The sequence below is a fragment of the Ectopseudomonas khazarica genome, assembly GCF_017915135.1.
GTDB classification, from domain to species: domain Bacteria; phylum Pseudomonadota; class Gammaproteobacteria; order Pseudomonadales; family Pseudomonadaceae; genus Aquipseudomonas; species Aquipseudomonas khazarica.
In genome coordinates, this window is the sequence record NZ_CP068551.1 from 87,961 (window position 1) to 111,526 (window position 23,566).

At 66.0% G+C, this 23,566-nt stretch carries 26 protein-coding genes; 14 read left to right on the plus strand and 12 right to left on the minus strand.

All coding sequences use genetic code 11. The features are described 5' to 3' along the window. Nucleotides 1-12: 12 nt before the first annotated feature. From JLK41_RS00415 to purE, 6 genes are all read right to left on the minus strand, one after another. Entirely contained in the window at nt 13-483 is a 471-nt protein-coding gene (locus JLK41_RS00415) for an FAD/FMN-containing dehydrogenase (protein ID WP_210390126.1), read from the minus strand. A gap of 31 nt (nt 484-514) precedes the next feature. Next, nucleotides 515-1,048, minus strand: a complete 534-nt coding sequence (locus tag JLK41_RS00420; protein ID WP_150607431.1) for a DUF3299 domain-containing protein — start codon at nt 1,046-1,048, stop codon at nt 515-517. 79 nt (nt 1,049-1,127) lie between these two features. Continuing rightward, nucleotides 1,128-1,373: a GlsB/YeaQ/YmgE family stress response membrane protein gene (locus JLK41_RS00425; protein ID WP_047590125.1), complete on the minus strand. Its 246-nt coding sequence runs from the start codon at nt 1,371-1,373 to the stop codon at nt 1,128-1,130. A gap of 50 nt (nt 1,374-1,423) precedes the next feature. Next, nucleotides 1,424-2,188, minus strand: a complete 765-nt coding sequence (locus JLK41_RS00430) for a substrate-binding periplasmic protein (RefSeq protein WP_210390127.1) — start codon at nt 2,186-2,188, stop codon at nt 1,424-1,426. Nucleotides 2,189-2,242: 54 nt separating this feature from the next. Then, nucleotides 2,243-3,328, minus strand: a complete 1,086-nt coding sequence (locus JLK41_RS00435) for a 5-(carboxyamino)imidazole ribonucleotide synthase (protein ID WP_037054039.1) — start codon at nt 3,326-3,328, stop codon at nt 2,243-2,245. Between the two features lie 147 nt (nt 3,329-3,475). Then, entirely contained in the window at nt 3,476-3,967 is a 492-nt protein-coding gene (gene purE, locus JLK41_RS00440) for a 5-(carboxyamino)imidazole ribonucleotide mutase (protein ID WP_037054038.1), read from the minus strand. 303 nt (nt 3,968-4,270) lie between these two features. Here purE and adhP point away from each other — a divergent pair, with 303 nt between their 5' ends. The 5 genes from adhP (at nt 4,271) to JLK41_RS00465 (ending at nt 9,522) form a co-directional block, all read left to right on the plus strand. Further along, nucleotides 4,271-5,293, plus strand: coding sequence for an alcohol dehydrogenase AdhP (gene adhP, locus JLK41_RS00445; RefSeq protein WP_037054062.1), 1,023 nt, complete (start codon nt 4,271-4,273; stop codon nt 5,291-5,293). A gap of 117 nt (nt 5,294-5,410) precedes the next feature. Continuing rightward, nucleotides 5,411-5,863 carry a hypothetical protein gene (locus tag JLK41_RS00450; RefSeq protein ID WP_047584354.1) on the plus strand — a complete coding sequence of 151 codons (453 nt, stop codon included), beginning with the start codon at nt 5,411-5,413 and terminating at the stop codon, nt 5,861-5,863. 179 nt (nt 5,864-6,042) lie between these two features. After that, on the plus strand, nt 6,043-7,035 hold the full coding sequence (locus JLK41_RS00455; RefSeq protein ID WP_037054033.1) for an AraC family transcriptional regulator: 993 nt from the start codon (nt 6,043-6,045) through the stop codon (nt 7,033-7,035). Between the two features lie 259 nt (nt 7,036-7,294). After that, complete coding sequence (locus JLK41_RS00460; RefSeq protein ID WP_210390128.1) at nt 7,295-8,323, plus strand: histone deacetylase family protein; 1,029 nt, start codon at nt 7,295-7,297, stop codon at nt 8,321-8,323. A gap of 104 nt (nt 8,324-8,427) precedes the next feature. After that, entirely contained in the window at nt 8,428-9,522 is a 1,095-nt protein-coding gene (locus JLK41_RS00465; protein WP_037054030.1) for a polyamine ABC transporter substrate-binding protein, read from the plus strand. A 58-nt stretch (nt 9,523-9,580) separates the two neighbouring features. On the opposite strand, the gene JLK41_RS00470 is transcribed toward JLK41_RS00465, so the two are convergent. Next, a complete protein-coding gene (locus JLK41_RS00470; RefSeq protein ID WP_037054027.1) occupies nt 9,581-10,051 on the minus strand; it encodes a DUF2127 domain-containing protein in 471 nt (156 codons plus the stop codon). A 130-nt stretch (nt 10,052-10,181) separates the two neighbouring features. Between JLK41_RS00470 and JLK41_RS00475 the strand changes: the two genes are divergently transcribed. Then, nucleotides 10,182-10,502, plus strand: a complete 321-nt coding sequence (locus tag JLK41_RS00475; protein WP_047584351.1) for an EthD family reductase — start codon at nt 10,182-10,184, stop codon at nt 10,500-10,502. 29 nt (nt 10,503-10,531) lie between these two features. On the opposite strand, the gene JLK41_RS00480 is transcribed toward JLK41_RS00475, so the two are convergent. After that, nucleotides 10,532-11,440: a LysR substrate-binding domain-containing protein gene (locus JLK41_RS00480; RefSeq protein WP_037054022.1), complete on the minus strand. Its 909-nt coding sequence runs from the start codon at nt 11,438-11,440 to the stop codon at nt 10,532-10,534. 203 nt (nt 11,441-11,643) lie between these two features. Between JLK41_RS00480 and JLK41_RS00485 the strand changes: the two genes are divergently transcribed. Further along, complete coding sequence (locus tag JLK41_RS00485) at nt 11,644-13,068, plus strand: aspartate ammonia-lyase (RefSeq protein WP_037054020.1); 1,425 nt, start codon at nt 11,644-11,646, stop codon at nt 13,066-13,068. A gap of 131 nt (nt 13,069-13,199) precedes the next feature. After that, complete coding sequence (locus tag JLK41_RS00490) at nt 13,200-14,453, plus strand: dicarboxylate/amino acid:cation symporter (RefSeq protein ID WP_210390129.1); 1,254 nt, start codon at nt 13,200-13,202, stop codon at nt 14,451-14,453. A gap of 291 nt (nt 14,454-14,744) precedes the next feature. Here the strand turns inward: JLK41_RS00490 and pdxR are convergent, their stop codons facing one another. After that, entirely contained in the window at nt 14,745-16,211 is a 1,467-nt protein-coding gene (gene pdxR, locus JLK41_RS00495; RefSeq protein WP_210390130.1) for a MocR-like pyridoxine biosynthesis transcription factor PdxR, read from the minus strand. Nucleotides 16,212-16,308: 97 nt separating this feature from the next. Here pdxR and JLK41_RS00500 point away from each other — a divergent pair, with 97 nt between their 5' ends. Genes JLK41_RS00500 through JLK41_RS00510 form a run of 3 tightly spaced genes read left to right on the plus strand, consistent with a single transcriptional unit; the run spans nt 16,309 to nt 18,070 of the window. Beyond that, complete coding sequence (locus JLK41_RS00500) at nt 16,309-16,941, plus strand: FMN-binding negative transcriptional regulator (protein ID WP_152487517.1); 633 nt, start codon at nt 16,309-16,311, stop codon at nt 16,939-16,941. A gap of 17 nt (nt 16,942-16,958) precedes the next feature. Then, nucleotides 16,959-17,399, plus strand: coding sequence for a GNAT family N-acetyltransferase (locus JLK41_RS00505; RefSeq protein ID WP_134677552.1), 441 nt, complete (start codon nt 16,959-16,961; stop codon nt 17,397-17,399). Then, nucleotides 17,399-18,070, plus strand: coding sequence for a GNAT family N-acetyltransferase (locus JLK41_RS00510; protein ID WP_175254466.1), 672 nt, complete (start codon nt 17,399-17,401; stop codon nt 18,068-18,070). Before JLK41_RS00505 ends, JLK41_RS00510 begins: the two co-directional genes overlap by 1 nt. Nucleotides 18,071-18,074: 4 nt before the next feature. On the opposite strand, the gene JLK41_RS00515 is transcribed toward JLK41_RS00510, so the two are convergent. Continuing rightward, complete coding sequence (locus tag JLK41_RS00515) at nt 18,075-18,893, minus strand: helix-turn-helix domain-containing protein (RefSeq protein WP_037054009.1); 819 nt, start codon at nt 18,891-18,893, stop codon at nt 18,075-18,077. 160 nt (nt 18,894-19,053) lie between these two features. On the opposite strand from JLK41_RS00515, the gene JLK41_RS00520 reads away from it, so the two are divergent. From JLK41_RS00520 to JLK41_RS00530, 3 genes are all read left to right on the plus strand, one after another. Continuing rightward, complete coding sequence (locus JLK41_RS00520) at nt 19,054-20,493, plus strand: alanine/glycine:cation symporter family protein (protein ID WP_037054005.1); 1,440 nt, start codon at nt 19,054-19,056, stop codon at nt 20,491-20,493. A 133-nt stretch (nt 20,494-20,626) separates the two neighbouring features. Then, on the plus strand, nt 20,627-21,616 hold the full coding sequence (locus JLK41_RS00525; protein WP_210390131.1) for an asparaginase: 990 nt from the start codon (nt 20,627-20,629) through the stop codon (nt 21,614-21,616). Between the two features lie 25 nt (nt 21,617-21,641). Beyond that, nucleotides 21,642-22,085, plus strand: a complete 444-nt coding sequence (locus JLK41_RS00530) for a GNAT family N-acetyltransferase (RefSeq protein WP_037054000.1) — start codon at nt 21,642-21,644, stop codon at nt 22,083-22,085. Nucleotides 22,086-22,092: 7 nt separating this feature from the next. Here JLK41_RS00530 and JLK41_RS00535 read toward each other — a convergent pair whose 3' ends face one another. Both JLK41_RS00535 and glsB read right to left on the minus strand, forming a co-directional pair. Beyond that, nucleotides 22,093-22,488, minus strand: coding sequence for a RidA family protein (locus tag JLK41_RS00535; RefSeq protein ID WP_175254465.1), 396 nt, complete (start codon nt 22,486-22,488; stop codon nt 22,093-22,095). A gap of 65 nt (nt 22,489-22,553) precedes the next feature. Continuing rightward, a complete protein-coding gene (gene glsB / locus JLK41_RS00540; RefSeq protein WP_037053994.1) occupies nt 22,554-23,462 on the minus strand; it encodes a glutaminase B in 909 nt (302 codons plus the stop codon). Between the last annotated feature and the right edge of the window lie 104 nt (nt 23,463-23,566).

A 23,566-nucleotide genomic window follows, 5' to 3' on the forward strand; every position in this document is an offset into this window, starting at 1 on the left:
CAGAGTGGATTCTCATGGTGCCTGCACTGAATCCAGCGCCTGCTTCAACGCCGCCGCGTCCTTGAACACCTTCTGCTCCACCAACTTCCCATCCTCCAGCTGCAACCACAGCACCTCGCCCTCGCCGGCCGGGTAGCGCGGCGCGATGCGGGCGTTGCGGTCGAGAAGGATGCGGTAGTTGTAGTCGCGCATCTTCGGCAGGGCGAAAAGGGTGGCGATCACGCTGGGCATGCGGCTGATGTCGGCGAGGAACACCGCCTGACGCTGCTCCAGGTAGCCCTTGGGCTGGCCTTCGAGCGCAGCGTTGACCAGCTTGGCGCCGTCCATGTCGCGGGCGACCAGGAGGATGTGGGTCTCGTCGTTCAGGGTGTAGGGCGCGTCGAACTGATCCAGCAGCGTCCACGGCACCAGGCGCTCGCCAGGTTCCATGGCCAGGGCAACGCTGGACAGCAGGCACAGCAACAGCAGGGTGGCGGCTTTCATGCTTGGGCTCCAGGCCGGGGTTGGTCGTCTGTCAGAGGTCTTCGTCGGTCACCAGGCGCACCTCGCCGGCATCCATGGCGTAGGCGGCGTCGGCCAGTTCATTACTGATGGTCTCTACCTTGAGTTCACCGCTGACCCACAAGGGCGCGTAGATGTTCTCGAGCGGAATGCCCTTGGGATAGCGCACCAGCACCAGCTGGTTGGGCGGCGGCGGTGGTACGTGGATGCAGGCGCCGGGGTAGGGAACCAGGAAGAACAGGGTGCTGTTGCCTTTCTCGTCGCTTTCCAGCGGTACCGGATAGCCGCCCAGGCGGATGGCCTTGCCGTCGAGTGCGGCGACGGTCTTGGCCGAATACATCACGGCAGGCAGGTCCTTGTCCTGCTGGCGCAGGCCGTCCGCACCGTAGAAGGCACTGTCGCCTTCAGGGCTGTCATGGCTGATCTCGGGCATGTCTTCGAGGGCCTGGCGGTCTTCGGCGGGCATCAGGTCGAGCCAGTCGGTTTCCGGCAGTTCGGCATGAGCCAGGCCGGACAGGAGCAGCAGGGAGAGGAGCAGGTGGCGCATGGCAGGGGTATCTCGTTGCGGCGAAAGCGGTGGAGCCGGCAGGGCCCGAGTGAGTCCCCCGGCTCCGCCAGGCGGTTACTCAGCCCTTCTTGATAGCGCCGTAGATTACCAGCAGAACGATGGCGCCGATCACCGCACCGATGAAACCGGCCGCCTGGCCGGCCTGGTAGATGCCCAGCGCCTGGCCGCCGTAGGTGGCGGCGATGGAGCCGCCGATGCCCAGCAGGATGGTCATGATCCAGCCCATGCTGTCATCGCCGGGTTTGAGAAAGCGTGCAACCAGTCCGACGATCAGGCCGATGAAGATGGTGCCGATAATGCCCATTGGCGGGTCTCCTTGAGTCAGTGTCTGTATCGGACAGCCCGGCAGGGCAATCAGTTCGCCTCATCGGGTGGCGCAACGCCATAGCGGCGGTAGATCAGTGCAATCTCGCCGTCCGCGCGCATGCGCTCCAGTTCGGCGGCGAGGCGGTCGTAGAGTGCGTGTCGGTCGCCCTGGTAACGTGCCAGCGATGCGCCGAAGTGGTTGTCCAGGGTCTGCTGATGGGCGTAGTGCGCGTAGCTGTAGTCGTGAAAGTTCATGGCCTGGAGCTGCGTTTCCATCGGAATCGCGTCGAGCACGGCGATGGCGTCGAGGCGGTCGGCGCGGAACATGGCGACCAGTTGTGCATCGTCGCTGGCGTAGACGCGATCGAGCTGACCGTCGCTGTCGAAGGGCTCGAAGTAGGCGGTGCCGCGCTTGACCCCCACGGACAGTCGATGGAGGTCTTCGTAGCGGTTCAGCTCGCCTTCCCTGCCGGGACGCACGATGAAGCGCACGTTTAGCTGCTGGCTGCCGATGCTCGGAAGGAAATGGATGTACTCGCTGCGTGGTTCGGTCATCAGCACGCGTGGTACCAGGTCGATACGCCCCGAGCGCAGGTCGTCGAGGCTGCGCAGGAAGGGCGCCAGGCGCCAGTGCACGTCTACGCCGATGCGCCCGGCCGCGGTCTCCAGCACGCTGATCAGCGGGCCGCTGGGCATGCCATCGACTGCGCGCATCTCCGGTGGGCGTTCGCGGAAGTCGACGCGCAATGCGTCTTCAGCCCCGGCACAGGTCAGGGCGAACAACAGAGGCAGCAGGGAAAAGAGGTACTTCATGGGAGGCTCTTGAACGACCACCGTCGTTCAAGAGCTTAGCTGCGAAATGCTCGCTCAGCGCTTGGCGATCAGCGCTTCAACGTCCGCGATGCGCGCCTCCAGCGTGGCGCGATCGGCGCTGCGCAGGGTGGCGTGGCCGACCTTGCGCCCGGCTTTGAAGGCCTTGCCGTAGTGGTGCAGGTGGCAGTCGGCGATGGCGATGGTCTTGTCCACCGGCGGTACTTCGCCAATGAAGTTGAGCATGGCACTCTCGCCCAGCTTGGCAGTGGAGCCCAGCGGCAGGCCGGCGACGGCGCGCAGGTGGTTCTCGAACTGACTGCACTCGGCACCCTCGATGGTCCAGTGCCCGGAGTTGTGCACGCGCGGGGCGATCTCGTTGGCCTTGAGGCCGCCGTCCACCTCGAAGAATTCGAAGGCCAGCACGCCGACGTAGTCGAGCTTGTCCAGCACGCGGCCGACGTAGTCCTCGGCCAGCTTCTGCAGCGGGTGGTCGGTGCTGGCGATGGACAGGGCGAGAATGCCGCTGTCGTGGGTGTTGTGCACCAGCGGGTAGAAACGGGTCTCGCCATCACGGGCACGCACGGCGATCAGCGAAACCTCGCCGGTGAAGGGCACGAAGCCTTCGAGGATGCACGGCACGCTGCCCAGTTCGGCGAAGGCGCCGGTCACGTCCTCGGGCTGGCGCAGGACTTTCTGGCCCTTGCCGTCGTAGCCCAGGGTACGGGTCTTCATCACGGCCGGCAGGCCGATGCTGGCCACGGCGGCGTCCAGGTCGGCCTGCGACTGGATGTCGGCGAACTCCGGCGTGGGAATGCCGAGGTCCTTGAACATCGACTTCTCGAACCAGCGGTCACGGGCTACGCGCAGGGCTTCTGCGCTCGGGTAGACCGGCACGAACTGCGAGAGGAAGGCCACGGTCTCGGCTGGCACGCTCTCGAACTCGAAGGTGACCAGGTCGACTTCGTCGGCCAGCTGGCGCAGGTGGTCCTGGTCGCCGTAGTCGGCGCGGATGTGCTCGCCGAGTGCCTGGGCGCAGGCGTCAGGCGCCGGGTCGAGGAAGGCGAAGTTCATGCCCAGCGGAGTCCCCGCCAGCGCCATCATGCGGCCCAGCTGGCCGCCACCGATCACACCGATTTTCATAACAAAACCCCTTTTTAGCAGGTGGCGAGACCAAGCAGTTGAACGCTGCCCGCAGCGCAGGAAGCGGAGTTTACGCCGGTAAATGAGCATTCCGAGCAGCGGACGGCGTGCAAAGGCGCCGTGTCACAGCCCCTGATGGAATGGACTTCAGGCCTCGCGCGGGTCCGGGTTGCTCAATACGGTCTCGGTCTGCTCCTCGCGGAACTGCTTGAGCGCCGCGTGGAACTGCGGGTGCTGGTGACCGAGGATGCTGGCTGCGAGCAGCGCCGCGTTGACTGCCCCCGCCTTGCCGATGGCCAGGGTGGCGACAGGAATACCGGCCGGCATCTGCACGATCGACAGCAGCGAGTCGACGCCCGAGAGCATGGACGACTGCACCGGTACGCCGAGTACCGGCAGGTGGGTCTTGGCCGCGCACATGCCCGGCAGGTGCGCCGCACCGCCGGCACCCGCGATGATCACCTGGATACCGCGTGCTTCGGCTTCCTCGGCGTACTGGAACAGCAGGTCCGGGGTGCGGTGGGCAGAGACCACCTTGACCTCGTGGGGAATGCCCAGCTTGTCCAGCATCTCGGCGGTGTGGCTAAGGGTGGACCAATCGGACTTGGAGCCCATGATCACGCCAACCAGTGCGCTCATCGTCGTGCCTCTTCATCTCGGGCGCCTCGCGGCGCGTCAAAGGTGTGCCCCGCAGGGCGCGTCAAAAACCAACAAGCCACGCGGGCAGGCCAGCGTGGCTTGTGAATGTTCGGTTGGCCGGGTGCTGCCGGCCGAAGGCCGCGCAGTATACCGTAAAGCCACGGCGGGCGGGCAGTTGCCATGACCGTTTGTCATGCCAGCCGTGGCGCCTCGGGGAAACCGCCTAAACCTTGCTCTGGAGCAATGCCCGTGGGCGTCAGGCGCGCACACTGGCGAGACACTCGCATGGAAGAGGAACAGCGCATGAACCAGACCATGAAAGCCGCAGTCGTCCACGCCTTCGGCGAACCGCTGCGTATCGAGGAGGTGAAGATCCCTCTGCCCGGCCCCGGGCAGATTCTGGTGAAGATCGAGGCCTCGGGTGTGTGCCACACCGACCTGCACGCCGCCGAAGGCGACTGGCCGGTAAAACCCAGCCTGCCATTCATTCCCGGCCACGAAGGGGTTGGTTACGTGGCGGCGGTGGGCAGTGGCGTGACGCGGGTCAGGGAGGGCGACCGCGTCGGGGTGCCCTGGCTGTACACCGCCTGTGGCTGCTGCGAACACTGCCTGACCGGCTGGGAAACCCTCTGCGAAAGCCAGCAGAACACCGGTTATTCGATCAACGGTGGCTATGCCGAATACGTGCTGGCCGACCCCAACTACGTCGGCATCCTGCCGAAGAATGTCGATTTCCTCGAGATCGCCCCGATCCTCTGCGCCGGTGTGACGGTGTACAAGGGCCTCAAGGAGACCAAGGCACGCCCCGGCCAGTGGGTGGCGATCTCCGGCATTGGTGGCCTCGGCCACGTCGCCGTGCAGTACGCCCGCGCCATGGGCCTGCATGTGATCGCGGTGGATGTCGACGACGCCAAGCTGGAGCTGGCGCGCAAGCTGGGCGCCAGCCTGACCATCAACGCCCGCAAGGAGAACCCGGCCGAGGTGGTGCAGCGCGACATCGGCGGCGCCCATGGCGTGCTGGTCACCGCCGTGTCCAACGCGGCGTTCGGCCAGGCCATCGGCATGGCCCGCCGGCACGGCACGGTAGCGCTGGTCGGCTTGCCACCAGGCGATTTCCCGACGCCGATCTTCGATGTGGTGCTCAAGGCCATCAGCATCACCGGTTCCATCGTCGGCACCCGAGCGGATCTGCAGGAGGCGCTGGACTTCGCTGGCGAGGGCCTGGTCAAGGCCACGGTGCACAGCGACAAACTCGACAACATCAATGGCATCTTCGAGCAGATGCGCGGTGGGCAGATCGAGGGGCGGATCGTGTTGCAGTTCTGATTGAGAACCGCGTCGGATAGGCAGATCTCCTACAGGGCGGGCGCAGACGGGCGGACAGATCACCGCCAGTGGTGCGGCTATACTGTGCGCCTGTCATTCCTACAAGGACGTATCGCCATGAAACAGTACGTTTCACTGCTTGCCCTTTTCGTGCTTTCCCTACACGTCTCGGCCGTCGAGCTGGCCAAGTATCCGCAGGTATTCGATGCCGGCCAGGGCATAAGCCTGGCGCTGGCGCCGTCGGCTGACGGCACGCAGGCGCTGGTTCAGGTGCGCGGCATCAACCATCCGCTTAATGAAGTGGTGTTCCTTACCGACATCCGTGAGCTGGGTAACGAACAAAGCGACTACCGCATCCGCCTCGAAGGTCGTGACTACAACCTGCTGAACAAGCGGCGTGCCTGGGGCGGCGAGAGCTACCTGCTGAATCTGCCGAACACCCAGGGCTTCGAACTTCACTATGACGAGGGCAAGACCAATTCGCTCAAGACCAGCGACCTGCTTGAGCTCTATCAGAAGCAGGAGAAAGACGGTTTGCAGGCACGCCTCGCAGCGTTTGAACGCAAATAGCAGGTGGTCGATTGAAGCGGTTCTCCGGCGGGCAACCCGCCACCCATCCGCAAGAAGCGAATCAGGGCGACTTCATCAACGCCATCCTGCGTAACCGCTGACCGGCGCGGGCGGGTTTCGGCCCGCCTCGCGGCATGTTTCTTGCGTTCCTTTGCTCGTCTGCGCACACGGAACGCATCATGCTGCACGCTCCTCTGACCACCCTGCACGTCGTTTCCCTGGTTCTGCAACGCTTCGCCGAGCAGCCGCAATTGCACCCTCGCTTGCTGGCCGGAAGCGGCATTGGTGCGGCCGATCTGGACAGCCCGGACGCACGCATCAAACGGGTGCAGGAACTGCAGGTGTGCGCCAATGCCCTGACCCTGCGAGCCGACATGGGCCTGGAGTTGGGGCGCAGCCTGCATGTTTCCTCCTATGGGCTGCTCGGTTACGCCGCATTGTCGGCTGCCACCTTTGGTGACGCCTGGCGCCTGCTGTTGCAGTACCCGGCGCTGCTCGGCACCTACTTCCGCCTGGAGTTGCAGGTCGAGGGTGAACTGGCCTGGGTCTGCGCCAGCGGTTATCGCGATGCCGAGGCGCTGGAAGTATTCAACGTGGAGATGTGCCTGGCTTCGCTGAAGCTGATCGGTGACGAGCTGCTCGGTCAGCCGCTCGCGCTCGAGGGTGCCGAGTTCACCCATGCACAGCCGGATTACGTGGCACGCTATGCACTCAGTTTTCCCTGCCCGTTGCGGTTCGATGCGCAACGCAACGCCTTCGCCTTTCCCGCTGCCTTGCTGGAGCGCCGTTTGCCGCTGGCTGACAGCGTCACCCACGGTGACATGGTCGAGCGCTGCCGCCGTCTGAATGCCGAGTTCAGCAGCCGCCAGGCGTGGCTGGAGCGGGTGCGCCAGCTGCTTGCCGCGCAACTGGCCGAGCCGCCGGGGCTGGAGAGCCTGGCGCAGCAGATGCACTGTTCGCCGCGCACCCTGCGTCGTCACCTCCAGGAGCTGGGCACCAGCTACCAGGGGTTGCTCGACGAGCTGCGCTTCGAACGAGCCAAGGCCCTGCTCGGCGAAGAACAGTGGCCGGTGTACCGGATAGCCGAGGTGCTCGGCTTCAGCGAGACCGCCAGCTTTCGCCATGCCTTCCAGCGCTGGAGCGGCGTGCCGCCGAGCCGTTTCCGCGCATAGCGCGCCGAGCCACAGGTCGGCTCGATTCCGTAGGAGCGGCTTCAGCCGCGAAAGCCCTCGGCACTGACGTACCTGCCAAGGTATCCCCGTTTGCGCTGCCTGGCCGCCGTAGCGTCCTGCGCGCAGCGCGAGGAACGACCAGTCCCCGGTGACAGCGAGATTTGGCCATTTCGATCCCCTTTTGGCCATTGTCAGCGTTCTCGATGCGGCGCGAGTGAGCGAACAATGCAGGCACAACAACAGGCCTGGAGCGCTTTGCATGCTCACGTACTACAGTGACGACCACCACCTGCACCACGGCAAGTGCGAGCTGATCGACGGGCAACTGATGCCCTGCTTCGAGAAGCCGCAGCGTGCCGATCATGTCCTCGCGCGTGTCAGGGACCGCCAGCTCGGCGATGTCCATGCGCCCAGGGATTTTGGCCTGGCGCCGATCGAGCGCATCCACAGCAAGCCCTACCTCGACTTCTTCCAGGGCGCCTGGGCGCGCTGGCAGGCACAGGGCGGCAAGGGTGACCTGCTGCCGTTCACCTGGCCGGCCCGCACCCTGCGCGCGATGATGCCCAGTGACCTGCATGGCCAGCTCGGCTACTACAGCTTCGACGGTGGCGCACCGATCACCGCCGGCACCTGGCAGGCCGCCTACAGCGCCGCCCAGGTGGCCCTCAGCGCCCAGGCCGAGATCGCCGCTGGCGCCCGCGCTGCATTCGCCCTGTGCCGTCCGCCAGGTCATCACGCCGCCGCCGACGTGATGGGGGGCTACTGCTACCTGAACAATGCCGCCATCGCCGCCCAGGCCTTCATCGACCAGGGGCGCAGGAAGGTGGCCATCCTCGATGTCGACTATCACCACGGCAACGGCACGCAGGACATCTTCTATCGCCGCAGCGACGTGCTGTTCACCTCGATCCATGGCGACCCCGCCGAGGAGTTCCCGTTCTTCCTCGGTTACGCCGACGAGCTGGGCGAGGGTGAGGGCGAAGGCTGCAACTTCAACTACCCGCTGGCGATGGGCAGCTCCTGGGAGGCCTGGGGCGCGGCGCTGGAGCAGGCGTGCCAGCGCATCGCCGAATACGGCGCCGAGGTGCTGGTGGTATCGCTCGGCGTGGACACCTACATGGAAGACCCGATCTCGCAGTTCAAGCTCGACAGCCCGGACTACCTGAGCATGGGCCGGCGCATCGCCGCGCTCGGCCTGCCGACGCTGTTCATCATGGAAGGCGGCTACGCGGTCGAGGCCATCGGCGTCAACGCGGTCAACGTGCTGGAAGGTTTCGAAGGCGCGTAGGGTGGACGAGGCTTTTTTCGTCCACCGCCATACGCTCGGTGCACGGATAAAGCGTCGTCCACCTTACCCAAAGACCAATAACGACACTTCAGGGGTGAGAAACGATGAAAGCCATCAAACAGATGCTCGGCGCCGCCCTGTGCGGCGCCACCTTGCTCAGCGGTGCGGTACAGGCCAAGGAGCTGCGCGTGTACAACTGGGCGGACTACATCCTGCCGTCCGTGCCCAAGGACTTCCAGGCGCAGTCGGGTATCCAGCTGACCTGGGACACCTTCGAGACCAACGAGGCGCTGGAGGCCAAGCTGCTCACCGGCAACTCCGGCTATGACCTGGTTATCCCGTCCAACCAGTTCCTCGAAACCCAGATCAAGGCCGGCGTATTCGCCCCGCTGGACAAGTCCAAGCTGCCCAACTGGAAGAACCTCGACCCGGTGCTGCTCAAGCTGCTGGAGAAGAACGATCCGGGCAACCAGTTCGGCGTGCCCTACATGTACGGCACCGTGCTGATCGGCTACAACCCGGACAAGGTCAAGGCCGCCCTCGGTGAGGATGCACCGGTGAACAGCTGGGACCTGGTGTTCAAGCCCGAGTACATGGAGAAGCTCAAGTCCTGCGGCGTCGCCATGCTCGACTCGCCCAGCGAGATCATCCCCATCGCCCTGCACTACCTGGGCCTGGACCCGAACAGCACCAATCCGGCCGACTATGACAAGGTCACCGAGCTGCTGCTGAAGGTGCGTCCGTACGTGGCCTACTTCCATTCCGCCAAGTACATGACCGACATCGCCAACGGCGACATCTGCGTGGCCATCGGCTACTCCGGCAGCTTCTACCAGTTCGCCAACCGCGCCAAGGAGGCGGGTAACGGCGTGGTCATCAACTGGCGTCTGCCGAAGGAAGGCGCGCCGATCTGGTTCGACACCTGGGCCATTCCCAAGAGCGCGCAGAACAAGGATGAGGCGCTTGCCTTCATCAATCACCTGCTCGATCCACAGGTCATCGCCCCGATCAGCGACTTCCTCGGCTACCCCAACCCCAACGTGCCAGGCATGAAGCTGGTGAGCGAGGAAATCGCCGCCGACCAGGACCTGACACCGACCGCCGAGATGCAGAAGTCGCTGTACGTGGTGCAGCCGCTGCCGCAGAAGATCGAGCGCGTGCGCACCCGCGCCTGGACGTCGATCAAGTCGGGCAAGTGACTCGCTGAAGGCACTCCCGCAGAGCGCACGCATTCCGTGCGCTCTGTCGTGCCGGACGTCAGCGCGGGTGGCTGGCCTGCCCCCGCTGCACCAGCAGCACGCGCGCCATGTAGCCGACCACGAGGAGGTTGAGCACGAACACGGCGGCGCTCAGGGCGCTGCTGCGGGTCAGCATTTCGTAGACCTCGAACGGCAGGTAGATCGCTCCGCTGGCCAAGGCGAACCACTCCGTCCAGAGCAGCCCTTTCCACAGGCCATAGGCTTCGATCAGGCGGATGACGGCGTAGGCCAGTGCACCGATGGCCAGCAGTGACAGGTCGATGTCGGGCAGCGACTTCACCGCGTGCAGGAAAATGCCAGGCAGGTGACTGGCAGGATTCAGATGCGCATGGCTGACCAGCGCCTCGGCCACCTGCTGCAGGTTGCGCCCGGCCAGCTCATGCAGGCCAAGCGCGACCACGAGCGAGATGAGGCCTTTGCAGGCTTCCATCGCCGCGATGAGCCGCAGGCCGGGTCTTGTGGGTGCCATCGTCGTCTCTCGCGTGTCAGCTGTGGATAAGGGGGTGCTGCAGCAGTCTGCCAGCTTCTGCTTCAGCTATCTTTCCCTGCGCGCCAGGCCGATGTCGCCGTGGCGTTCTGCAGGCACTCAGGAGAGCCAGATGATCAAGGTCAGTGTGATGTATCCCTACAAGCCGGGCGCGCGTTTCGACCACGCCTACTACCGCGACACGCACATGCCGCTGGTGAAAGCCAGGATGGGCGATGCCTGCCTGTTCTACACCGTCGACAAGGGGGTGGCCGGTGGCTCGCCCGATGATCCGCCCGCCTACGTCGGCATGTGTCATGTCTATGCGGACTCCGTCGAAGCCTTTCAAGCCGGATTCGCGCCGCATGCGCAGGAGATTCTCGCGGACATCGCCAACTACACCGACCTGGTGCCGATCATGCAGATCAGCGAGGTCGTGGTCGGTCAGTCCTGACGTCGGCCAGGGCGCGTTGTTCGGCGTCCTCATGCACGCGCCGGCTCCCCCGTCTCCAGCTTGCGCCAGAGCAAGCGTACCGCCGCCTTGCGCACCAGGGCGCAGCGGTACAGGCGGATTTCCAGGGGGATCTGCCAGTGTTCGCCACCGCAGATGGCCAGCTCGCCACGCGCCAGCTCGGCGGTCACCGACAGGCGTGGCACCCAGGCCACGCCCATGCCCTGCAGGGCCATGCTCTTCAGGCTGTCGGCCATGGCGGTCTCGTACACGGTGGTCGAGCGCAGGGCGCGCTGGCGCAGCAGCAGGTTGACCGAGCGGCCGAGGAAGGCGCCGGCGCTGTAGGCCAGCAGCGGTACGCTTTGCCCGGCGTCGAGGTCGAACAGCGGCGCGCCGGCCTCGTTCACCGCGCAGACCGGCAGCATCGAGGTAGCACCCAGGTGCAGCGAGGGAAAGATCTCCGGGTCCATCTGCAGGGCCGCGTCAGGGTCGTAGTAGGCGAGGATCAGGTCGCAGGCCCCCTCGCGCAGCGAGTGCACCGCTTCACCGACGTTGGTGGCCACCAGCCGGGTGGTCAGCGGCAGCCCTTCACGGCGCAGGCGGGCGATCCATTCGGGGAAGAAACCCAGGGTCAGCGAGTGCGCCGCGGCGATCGACAGTACCTCGCCGCGCTGCCCCTCCAGATTGTGCAGATGGCGCACCACCTCGCCGAGTTGTTCCACCAGGCTGCGCGCGGTGACCAGGAACAGACGGCCCGACTCGGTCAGTTCGATGGGGGTGCAGGAGCGGTCGACCAGGGTCAGTCCGAGCATGGCCTCCAGGCTGCGGATGCGCCGGCTGAAGGCCGGCTGCGTGACGAAGCGCTTGGCGGCGGCCTGGGAGAAGCTGCGGGTGGCGGCCAGGACGATGAAGTCCTCCAGCCATTTGGTTTCCAGATTCATCGCGTCTCCGTTGCCGGGCGAGGTTGTGCAGGCGAAGCGTCGTCCACCCTGGGCTCATACGTTGCGAGTGCAGCGAACGTCACGTCGACATTATGCCGATTGTGCATAGGGCAGCAAGCAACGGCATTGGTCGCAAGACGGCATGAGGCCATATTCTATGGGCATCGCGGCACTCGCCGTATTTCCCAAGAGTCATCGCTATCATGTCCTCTGCTGCATCTGTTCGCGTCGAAAAAGACCTGCTCGGCACCCTCGAAGTCCCCGCTGATGCCTACTACGGCGTCCAGACCCTGCGTGCCGTGCAGAACTTCCGCCTGTCCGGGGTGACGCTGTCGCACTACCCGAAACTGGTGATCGGCCTGGCCATGGTCAAGCAGGCGTCGGCCGATGCCAACCGCGAGCTGGGCCACCTCAGCGCGGCCAAGCACACGGCGATCAGCACCGCCTGTGCCCGCATCATCCAGGGCGAGTTCCACGACCAGTTCGTGGTCGACATGATCCAGGGCGGTGCCGGTACCTCGACCAACATGAACGCCAACGAGGTCATCGCCAACATCGCCCTGGAAGCCATGGGCCATGAGAAGGGCCAGTACCAGCACCTGCACCCGAACAACGACGTGAACATGGCGCAGTCGACCAACGACGCCTACCCCACTGCCATCCGTCTGGGCCTGCTGTTGGGTCACGAGAGCCTGCTCAACGCCCTGGACAAGCTGATCCAGTCGCTGGCGGCCAAGGGCCTGGAGTTCGGCCATGTGCTGAAAATGGGTCGCACCCAGTTGCAGGACGCCGTGCCGATGACCCTCGGCCAGGAGTTCCATGCCTTCGCCACCACCCTGGGCGAAGACCTGCAGCACCTGAAGATGCTCGCCCCGACCCTGCTGCACGAGGTCAACCTGGGCGGCACCGCGATCGGCACCGGCATCAATGCCGACCCGAAATACCAGGCCCTGGCGGTCAAGCGCCTGGGCGTGATCAGTGGTCATCCGGTCAAGCCGGCCGCCGACCTGATCGAGGCCACCAGCGACATGGGCGCCTTCGTGCTGTTCTCCGGCATGCTCAAGCGCACTGCGGTGAAGCTGTCGAAGATCTGCAACGACCTGCGCCTGCTCTCCAGCGGCCCGCGCACCGGCATCAACGAGATCAACCTGCCGGCTCGCCAGCCGGGTAGCTCGATCATGCCGGGCAAGGTCAACCCGGTGATCCCGGAGGCGGTCAATCAGGTGGCCTTCGAAGTGATCGGCAACGACCTGGCACTGACCATGGCGGCCGAGGGTGGCCAGCTGCAGCTGAACGTCATGGAGCCGCTGATCGCCTACAAGATCTTCGACTCGATCCGCCTGCTGACCCGCGCCATGGATATGCTGCGCGAGCTGTGCATCGACGGCATCACCGCCAACGAGGCGCATTGCCGTGCACTGATGGAGAACTCCATCGGCCTGATCACCGCGCTCAACCCCTACATCGGCTACGAGAACGCCACCCGCATCGCCAAGGTCGCTTTGGAGAGCGGTCGCGGTGTGCTGGAACTGGTGCGTGAAGAGCAGTTGCTCGACGAGGCCACCCTGGCCGACATCCTGCGCCCGGAGAACATGATCGCTCCGCGCCTGGTACCGCTGCAGAGCTGATTCGACCGGCAACATAGGCGCCGCACTCATTCGAGTGCGGCGCGTTTCTTTCTGCCCCGTGGCCTGCCGGCAGGCAGTGCCCGAGGTCGGGCAGACGACCCCACAACAATGACAATCCGGGTGACAACCACATGAGTCAAAGCAACACCGCTTCCCCCTCTCTCCTTGCGCGCGTGCCGCTGTGGCAGCAGATTCTCGTCGGCCTGGTACTCGGCGTCGTCGTCGGCATGCTGTACAAGCCGGGTGCATTGGCGCTGGCCCCGGTCGGCGCGCTGTTCCTCAACGCGATCAAGATGCTCATCGTGCCGCTGGTGTTCATCTCGCTGGTGGCGGGCATCACCGCCATGAGCGACAGCGCCAAGCTCGGCCGCATCAGCGTCAAGACCATCGCCATCTACCTGATCACCACCGCCTTCGCGGTGAGCATCGGCCTGGCGTTCGGCACCCTGTTCAGCCCCGGCGAGGGCATGCACATGGTCGCCAGCGGCAGCGCAGAGGCCAAGCAGGCGCCGTCGCTGGTGCAGATCCTGGTGGGCCTGGTGCCGACCAACCCGGTGACCGCCTTCGCCGAAGGCAACATCCTGCAGATCATCGTCTTCGCCATCGCCCTGGGCGTGAGCATGAACCTGGTCGGCGAGAAGGCCGCACCGGCGATGCGCCTGTTCGACAGCCTGGCCGAGGTGCTCTACAAGCTCACCGACCTGGTGATGCGCTTCGCGCCCATCGGCGTGTTCGCGCTGATCGCCGGGGTGGTGGCTTCCCACGGCATCGAGGTGCTGCTGCCCCTGGCCGGTGTGATCGGTGTGATCTACCTGGCCAGCATCGCCCATATGCTGCTGGTCTACGGCAGCCTGATCGGTGGCCTGGCGCGCCTCAGCCCGCTGCGTTTCTTCCGTGGCATCGCACCGGCGCTGGCGGTGGCCTTCAGCACCTCGAGCAGTTCCGGCACGCTGCCGGTGTCCATCGAGTGCGCGCGCAAGAACCTCGGTGTATCCCAAGGCGTGGCCGGTTTCGTGCTGCCGGTGGGCGCCACCATCAACATGGACGGCACCGCGATCTACCAGGGCGTGCTGGCGCTGTTCATCGCCCAGGCCTTCGGCATCGACCTGAGTGCCGGCCAGTACCTGATGATCATCCTCACCGCGACCCTGGCCTCGGTGGGCACCGCCGGCATCCCCGGCGCGGGCCTGATCATGCTCGGCCTGGTGCTGAGTTCCGTGGGCCTGCCGCTGGAAGGCGTGGCGCTGATCGCGGGGATCGACCGCATCCTCGACATGGCCCGCACCACGGTGAACGTCACGGGCGACCTGATGACCACCGCCCTGGTCGCGCGCAGCGAGAACGAACTGGATCGCGACGTCTACAACAGCGACAACGAGGCTTGATGTTCTTCGGCGTCAGGTTATCCACAACCTGGCGCTTACGATTTCATAGGAGGCCTCACCAGCCTCACCCTTCAGGGATGGCCCAGGCCATCCCTTTTTTTGCCTGCGAACTCTGTGCGAGGCGCTCCAGCCGCGACCCAGCGCCTGGGCTGCAGTTGCAGCGCAAGGCCCTGGGTCTGCGGGAACGACCCGATTCGCGGGGCTGTGAGGATGGCCCGCGCCACTAATCGCGGATAAATCCGCTGCTGCGAAACAGCGCAGCAGTGGAACGCAGCGTGCTGGCCTGGTGCTCTACAAGCGCCAGGCCTGCCTGAGGCGCGCCACGGCGTCGACGATCTGCGCCTCGGGCACGGCGGCAAAGCCCAGCACCAGGCCGGCGCGCTCATCGTCGGGTTCCCGGCTGTCCTCCAGCCAGTAGCCGCTCAGCCCGTTCATCTCCACCCCGGCGGCGTGCGCCGCACCCAGCAACTCGCGCTCGCGCATCAGGCTGGCGACCCGTACGCACAGGTGCAGCCCGGCGTTCACCTGCGGCAGCGGCGCACAGCCGGGCAGCGTGTGCGGCCAGGCCTGCAGCAGCGCATCGCGACGCGCCCGGGCGGCCTGGCGCATGCGCCGCACGTGCCGCTGGAAGTGCCCGGCGGCGATGAACTCGGCCATCACCGCCTGGGTGCCGACTTCGGAGTGGCGCATGTCCAGTGCCCGGCAACGGGCGAAGGGTTCCGCCAGTGCCGCAGGCAGCACCATGTAGCCCAGGCGCAGCGCGGGGAAGGCCAGCTTGCCGAAGGTGCCGATGTAGATCACCCGCTGCTGGCGATCCAGGGCTGCCAGCGGCGCCAGGGGCGTGCCGCTGTAGCGGTACTCGCCGTCGTAGTCGTCCTCGATGATCCAGGCGTCCTCGCGCTTGGCCCACTCCAGCAGCTCCAGGCGCCGGGCAAGCGACAGGGTCACGCCTGTCGGGTACTGGTGCGACGGGGTCAGGTAGACCAGACGGCAGTCGTCGATGCGTTGCAGGGCCGCGACCTGCAGACCGTCGTCGTCCACCGTCACGCCCTGCAGTTGCGCGCCGGCCAGGGCGAAGGCATGGCCGGCGGCGCGGTAGCCGGGGTTCTCCAGTGCGACCCGGTCACCCGCCTGCACCAGCAGCTGGGCGCAGAGGCTGATGGCCTGCTGGGCGCCGCAGGTGATGACGATCTGCTGCGGGTCGCAGTCCAGGCCGCGACCGGTGCGCAGGTAGGCGGCGATCAGCTGGCGCAGTTCCAGGTCGCCGGCCGGGTCGCCGTAGCCCAGGCGAGCCAGCGCGGGCTTGCGCCAGAAGCGTGCGTGCAGGCGTGCCCAGATGTCGAAGGGGAACAGGTCGAACGCCGGGACGCCGATGCGAAAGGCGCGTGGCGCACCGCTGGGCGGCACTGCCAGATGATGGCTCTGCAAGCGCTGCAGGACCGGGTTGCAAGGCAGCGCGCTGGCGCTCGGTGGCGGTGCCGGGCGGCGCGCCTCGAGTTCGGCGACGTAGGTGCCGTCGCCCACGCGCCCGGCCACGTAGCCTTCGGCATACAGTTGATCGAGCGCGCGCGTCACGGTGTTGCGGGAAATGCCCAGCAATGTCGCCAGCTCGCGGCTGGCCGGCAGGCGCGTGCCGCCCGCCAGGCGACCATCGAGGATGCGCTCGCGCAGCGCCTGGTAGAGCTGGCGCGCCAGGCCACGGCCAGCCTGCAGCTGGATGCCGGAGAGGTCGAACGACAGCGGTGCGGAAGGCTTCATGGCGGCTGATTGGCTCCATGGAAATGATCGGTAATGGATCTTACAGCAGACCAATATCCCGCCTAGCATGGCGCCATCGCATCGGAGATAGCTGCTCATGTACTGCCCCAGCGCTTTTCGCCAGGACGACCTGGCCACCCTGCACCAGCAGATTCAGGCCAGCGGCCTCGCCCTGCTCAGCAGTGCCGGCGAACAGGGGCTGCAGGCCAGCCACCTGCCGTTGCTGCTGGAGCCGCACGAAGGCGAGTTCGGCACGCTCTACGGCCACTTCGCCCGGGCCAATCCGCACTGGCGAGACCTCGCCACTGGCACCGAGGCCCTGGTGGTGTTCAGTGGCGCGGATGGCTATGTGCATCCCGGCTGGTACCCGGCCAAGGCCGAGCACGGCAAGGTGGTACCGACCTGGAACTACATCGCCGTGCATGCCTGGGGGCAGGCCGAGGTGTTCGACGACCCCGAGCGCCTGCTGCGCCTGGTCAGCCGCCTCAGCGACCGTCATGAACAGGGGCGTGCCCGGCCCTGGGCGGTGAGCGACGCGCCGCGCGCCTACATCGACGCCATGTTGCGCGCCATCGTCGGCTTCGCCCTGCCGATCCGTCGCATCGAGGGCAAGTGGAAGCTCAGCCAGAACCGTTCGGCCGGCGACCAGGCCGGCGTGCGTGCGGGCCTGGCGGAGTCGGCCCGTGCCAGTGACCGCGAGCTGGCCCAGCAGATGAATCCAACCGACTGAGACACAAGGAGTGCCCAATGCTCGACATTCGCCCTGTAACCGCCGACGACCATGCGGCCTGGCTGCCGCTCTGGCAGGCTTACCAGCGTTTCTATCAGGCTGACATAGCGGCCGAAACCAGCGCCGTGACCTGGCAGCGCTTTCTCGACCCGGCCGAACCGATGCACGCTGCGCTGGCCTGGCAGGAGGGCCAGGCGATCGGCCTGGTGCATTTCATCTACCACCGCAGTTGCTGGACCAGCGGCGACTACTGCTACTTGCAGGACCTCTATGTCGCCGAGCACATTCGCGGTGCCGGGATCGGCCGTGCGCTGATCGAGCACGTCTACCGCGAGGCACGGGCAGCCGGTGCCAGTCGCGTGCACTGGCTGACCCAGGAAACCAACTACCGGGGCCGCATGCTCTACGACCGCATTGGCGACCGCTCCGGCTTCATCCAGTACAGGAAGCTCTTCTGATGACCACCGATCTCACCCACTGGCAACCCCGTCCGCAGCCGGACCAGCGCGTGCTGCAGGGCCGCTTCGTGCGCATCGAGGCGCTGGATGTGGCGCGTCATGGCGAGGACCTCTGGTGCGCCCTGCAGGGGCCGGATCCCGCGCTGTGGGATTACCTGCCCTACGGTCCGTTCACCGAGCGCGCCAGTTTCGACGCCTGGTTGACGGGCAATGCCGAGAGTCGCGATCCGCTGTTCTATGCCGTGATCGACCAGGCCACGGGCCGCGCCCTGGGCCTGTTCAGCTACCTACGCATCATGGCGCTCGATGGCAGCATCGAGATTGGCCACGTCGCCTTCGGCGCGCCCATGCAGCGCACGGCCGGTGCCACCGAAGCCATTTACCTGCTGGCGCGGCATGCCTTCGACGACCTGGGCTACCGCCGTCTGGAATGGAAGTGCGATGCGGCCAATGCCCGCTCGGAGCGGGCCGCCGAGCGCTTTGGCTTCACCCGCGAGGGCCTGTTCCGTCAGCACATGGTGCGCAAGGGGCGCAACCGCGACACCGCCTGGTTCTCCATCATCGACGGCGAGTGGCCGGGCTGCCGGACTGCGTTCCAGCTGTGGCTGGCGGCGGAGAACTTCGACGAGCAGGGCCAGCAGCGGCAGCGCCTGGAGGCGCTGCGTCGATAAGGCCTCATTCCATCTCGAACAGGCCGTCACGCAGTTGCGCGCCGCTCAGGCGCTGGCGCACGTCGTCGTCGATGCGTGGGTCATCCGGTGCGTAGAGCATCAACTGGCGATAGGCGTTGACCCGGTTGATCTCGTGCCCCAGATACTGCCAGACCACGCGGGTGCAGGCCGGCGTGCGCCGGTCACCGCTGGAGACGCCGGTCTTGATGCCGTTGAGGCGGATGATGCGGCTCTTGAAGCTGGGGATCAGGATGGTCTGGCTCATCTCGTTGCCGGTGAGCGACTCGTAGTCCACCAGGAACAGGCGGTCCTGCAGGAACAGCGCCGTGCCCAGGTAGCGGCAGCGCACCCAGTCCTCGCTGCCGCCGCGGGTCTGCTCCTGGCGCTCCTGGCGTTCCTGGCGCTCGAACAGGTAGTTGCCGCGCTCCTCGCGCAGGTGCACCAGTGACAGCAGCACGTGGCCGGGCACCGACATGCAGTTGGAATACTCGAAGTAGTAGCCGCAGTAGCGGTCCATCGGGCTGGCCTGACGCCGCAGGGGGGCGAACAGCTCCAGCAGGGGGTCGCTGGCGCCATGGCTGGGCGCATCACCGCTGCGTGCGCCGATCAGGCGGGCGAACTGCTCGCTCGGCATGGCCAGTTCGAACGGCTCGACGCCGAAGAAATCGCAGATGCGCTTGAGGTTGTGCGCGGTGGGCCTGCTCTGGCCCGCCAGGTAGCGGTTGAACTGGGCGCGGTTGATCGCCAGCTTGCGGCACACCTCGGCGATCGAGCGGTAGTGGCTGCAGAGCAGTTTCAGGTTGCTGCCGAGGGAATCGGACATATGACCGCTCCAGCTGATGCGAAAGATGCGATTCTAGCATCAACTCGCATCAGTTCGCCGCGACCTGCGAAATTGTCCCCTGCGGCGCCTTCACCAACCATTGCGCCTCCCGCCCGGCGGGCGCATTCCCTATTCAGAACAACAAGAGAGAAAGCCTCCCATGCTCGATCTTCTCAATGACCTCATCTGGAGCAAGCTGCTGATCGTGATGCTGATCGGTCTCGGCCTGTACTTCACCGTCGCCTCACGTTTCGTTCAGTTCCGCTACTTCGGCAGCATGTTCCGCATCTTCAGCGAAGCGCTGCAGCGCCAGCCTGGCCAGCTCAGCTCGTTCCAGGCCCTGATGCTGTCGGTGGCCGGCCGCGTGGGGGCGGGCAACATCGCCGGCGTCTCGGTGGCGATCATGCTCGGTGGCCCGGGCGCCATCTTCTGGATGTGGGTCGTTGCCCTGGTCGGCATGGCCACCAGCTTCTTCGAGTGCTCCCTGGCGCAGCTGTACAAGCGCCGCGAAGCCGACGGCACCTACCGTGGCGGCCCGGCGTTCTACATCCAGCATGGTCTCGGTCAGCGCTGGCTGGGCATCGTCGTGTCGATCCTGCTGCTGGCGACCTTCGGTTTCGGTTTCAACGCGGTGCAGTCGTTCACCGTGGCCAGCTCGCTGCATGACACCTTCGGCGTACCGACGCTGGTCAGCGGCATCGCCCTGACCGTGGTGATCGGCCTGATCATCTTCGGCGGCATCAAGCGTATCGCCCAGTTCGCCGACGTGCTGGTACCGGTCATGGCGTTCTCCTACATCGCCATGGCGCTGCTGGTGATCGGCCTGAATATCTCCGAAGTGCCGGCCACCTTCGCGCTGATCTTCAAGAGCGCGTTCGGCCTGGAGCCGGCGTTTGCCGGTGGCATCGGCGCCGCCATCATCATGGGCGTCAAGCGCGGCCTGTTCTCCAACGAGGCCGGCCTGGGCAGCGCGCCCAACGTGGCCGCCGTCGCCGAGGTTAAGCATCCGGCCGCGCAGGGCATCGTGCAGTCGCTCAGCGTGTTCATCGACACCCTGATCCTGTGCAGCTGCACCGCGCTGATCATCCTGCTCTCCGGTGTCTATCAGCCGGGCATGGAAGAGGCCGGTGTGGTCCTGACCCAGACTGCCGTCGCCGCCGTGGTCGGCGAGTGGGGCCGCGTGTTCATCAGCATCGCCCTGCTGCTGTTCGTCTTCACCACCCTGATCTACAACTACTACCTCGGCGAGAACGCCCTGGGCTTCTTCAGCCAGAAGCGCGCCCCGGTAATGGTCTACCGTGTGCTGGTGGTGGTTCTGGTGCTGTGGGGTTCGGTGCAGGACCTGGGCACCGTGTTCGCCTTCGCCGACGTGACCATGGGCCTGCTGGCCATCGCCAACCTCATCGCCCTGGCGCTGCTGTTCAAGGTAGGCGTGCGCCTGATGCGCGACTACGATAGCCAGATCAAGGCTGGCGTCGAGTCCCCGGTGTTCGATGCCAAGCAGTTCGCCGATCTGGACCTCGACCCCGCTGTGTGGAGCAGCCAGCCGAGCAACGCCGCAGACCCTGCGGAAGTCGGTGACCGCGTTTTCCAGCGTTGAGTTGATCCGGAAAAAAGGGGGCGAGGCCCCCTTTTTTTGGCCTGTCATATTAGGTGGCTGCCTGTTGAGGCCGCCGCCAGGACGCCTGAAGCCCCTGTGAGGGGTTCATGTCCGTGATTTGCGAGGAGAGCCCATGGCTACCCCAGAAAGACTCCTGGTGCTGTACACCGGCGGCACCATCGGCATGCAGATGAGCGCGGACGGCCTGGCGCCGGCCTCCGGTTTCGAGGCGCGCATGCGTGACCAGCAGGCGCGCGAGGATGGCAGCGAGCTGCCGCAGTGGCAGTTTCGCGAGCTGCTACCGCTGATCGACAGCGCCAACATGAACCCTGGCCACTGGCTGGCCCTGCGCGACCTGATCGTCGAGGCCGTCGAGGCGGGTGAGCATGACGCGGTGCTGGTGCTGCATGGCACCGATACCCTGGCCTACAGCGCGGCGGCGCTGAGCTTCCTGTTGCTGGGCTTCAACGTGCCGGTGGTGCTGACCGGCGCCATGCAGCCGGCGGGTGTCGAAGGCGGCGACGCCTGGCCCAATCTGTTCGGTGCGATGCGCGCGTTGCATCGTGGGGTGAAGCCGGGGGTGCATCTGTTCTTCGACGGCCACCTGCTGCACGGTGCGCGTTGCTCGAAGCTGCGCAGCGACGCCTTCGACGCCTTCCAGGTGCTGCCCCGCGAGCGCCAGGCCGAGCGTGCGGCCATCACCGCGCGCATCGACTATCGCCAGGCTCGTCGTGCGGTGAACGTCGCCGTGTTGCCGTTGCACCCTGCCGTGCAGGCCGGGCACCTGCGAGCCCTGCTGGCGAGCGGTGTCCAGGGCCTGTTGCTGGAGTGCTACGGCAGCGGCACCGGCCCTGCCGGCGATGCCGAGCTGATGGAAGTGCTGCGCGAGGCGCACGGGCGTGGCGTGGTGCTGGCGGCAATCAGCCAGTGCGCGCAGGGCCATGTGCAGTTCGGCGTGTACGCCGCCGGCAGTCGCCTGGCCGAGGTCGGCCTGGTGTCCTGTGGCGGCATGACGCGCGAGGCTGCGCTGGGCAAGTTGTTCGCCCTGCTCGGGGCCGGCCTGCTGCAGAACGAGGTCGAGCACTGGCTGGCGCGCGATCTCTGTGGTGAGATGAACGACTGATCCACCTGCCCACAGAGGAAGGACGATGAGCGTCGAGATTCGCCCCGTAGTTGCTGCCGACCACGAAGCCTGGCTGCCCCTGTGGCAGGGTTATCAGCGCTTCTACATGACCGACATTCCAGCCGAAGCCAGCGCCGCCACCTGGCAGCGCTTTCTCGACCCCGCCGAGCCGATGGGCGCGGCCCTGGCCTGGCAGGGCGAGCAGGCCATCGGGCTGGTGCACTGGGTCATGCACCGCTCGACCTGGACCCTGGGCGACTACTGCTACCTGCAGGATCTGTTCGTCGCGCGTGGCCAGCGCAGCAGCGGTGTCGGCCGCCGGCTGATCCAGCATGTCTACGAGCAGGCGCGTGAGGCGGGCTGCTCGCGGGTGCACTGGCTGACGCACGAGAGCAACAGCCAGGCCAAGCTGCTCTACGAGCGCATCGGCGAACGCTCGGGCTTCGTCCAGTACCGCAAGTTGCTGTAGGTGGCCGTCATGGCCGCCTGGCGATGAAGTCGATCTCCACCCGCGCATGGCGGGCCAGGCCGGTGGTGCCGATGCAGGTACGGGCCGGGCGCTTGCCTTCGGGGAAGTAGCTGGCGTACACCGCATTGAAACGCTGGTAATCCGCGTGGAAATCGGTGAGGAAGGCGCGTGCCGAAACCACGTTCTCCAGGCCCAGGCCAAGGCCGTTCAGCACCACCAGCAGGTTGTCGAAGGTCTTGTGGGTCTGCGCCTCGATGCCCTCGGGCAGGGGCGCGGACTCATCGCCCGGCTCGATGGGCAGCTGGCCGGTGACGAACACCCAGCCATCGGCTTCGCAGGCGTGGGAGAACGGCGCGACCGGTGCGGGGGCAGCGGCGAACATGTGGTACTCGGGCATCGACATGAGCACTCCTGGTCTTCTCGATGGCCGCACGACGGTGCGGCCTGTAGCGACCATAGCCCATCGGCTCAGAACACCGACCAGCCAATGCGCTGACTGAGCAGCTCCAGGGCCTTCATGCCGGCCAGCGAGTTGCCGGCGGCGTTCAACTCCGGTGACCACACGCAGACGCTGAACTGCCCCGGCACCACCGCGACTATCCCGCCACCCACGCCACTCTTGCCCGGCAGGCCGACGCGATAGGCGAAGTTGCCGGCTTCGTCGTACAGCCCGCTGGTGGCCATGATGGCGTTGATCTGCTTGCTCTGGCGCGGCGACAGCACCTGCTCGCCGCTGTGCTGGCAGAACCCCTGGTTGGCCAGGAAGCCGAAGGCCCGCGCCAGGTCGACGCAGCTCATGCGCAAGGCGCAGCAACTGAAGTAGCTGCGCAGCACCGCCTCCACCTCGTTGTGGAAATTGCCGAACGACTGCATCAGGTAGGCCGCCGCCGCGTTGCGTGCGCGGTGCTGGTACTCCGACTCGGCGACATGGTTGTCCACCGTCACCTCCGGGTTGTCCGACAGGCGCCGGACGAAGTCGCGCATCGACAGCGCCGGTGCTGCGTAGCGCGACTGGTTGATGTCGCAGATCACCAGGGCGCCGGCGTTGATGAAGGGGTTGCGCGGCCTGCCGCGTTCGAACTCGAGCTGTACCAGCGAGTTGAATGGCTGCCCCGAGGGTTCGTGGCCGAGGCGCTGCCAGATGTCTTCGCCGCTGTGGCCGATGGCCTGCACCAGGCTGAAGACCTTGGAGATGCTCTGGATGGAAAACGGCGTGCGCGCATCGCCGGCGACATGCAGCTGGCCATCGTTGCCGTACACGGCGATGCCCAGTTGATCGGGGACGATACTGGCCAGGGCGGGGATGTAGTCGGCGACCTTGCCCTGGCCGATCAGCGGGCGGACTTCATCGAGAATTTCGTTCAACAGCGCTTGCATGGGTAGAGCCTGTTCAAAGTCTCGCGAGCTGGAGCCATGCAAGGCGCAACGACCAGCGGGATTAACAGCCCAGGGCTGGCCCGAAGGGTGAGCGCCAGCGAATC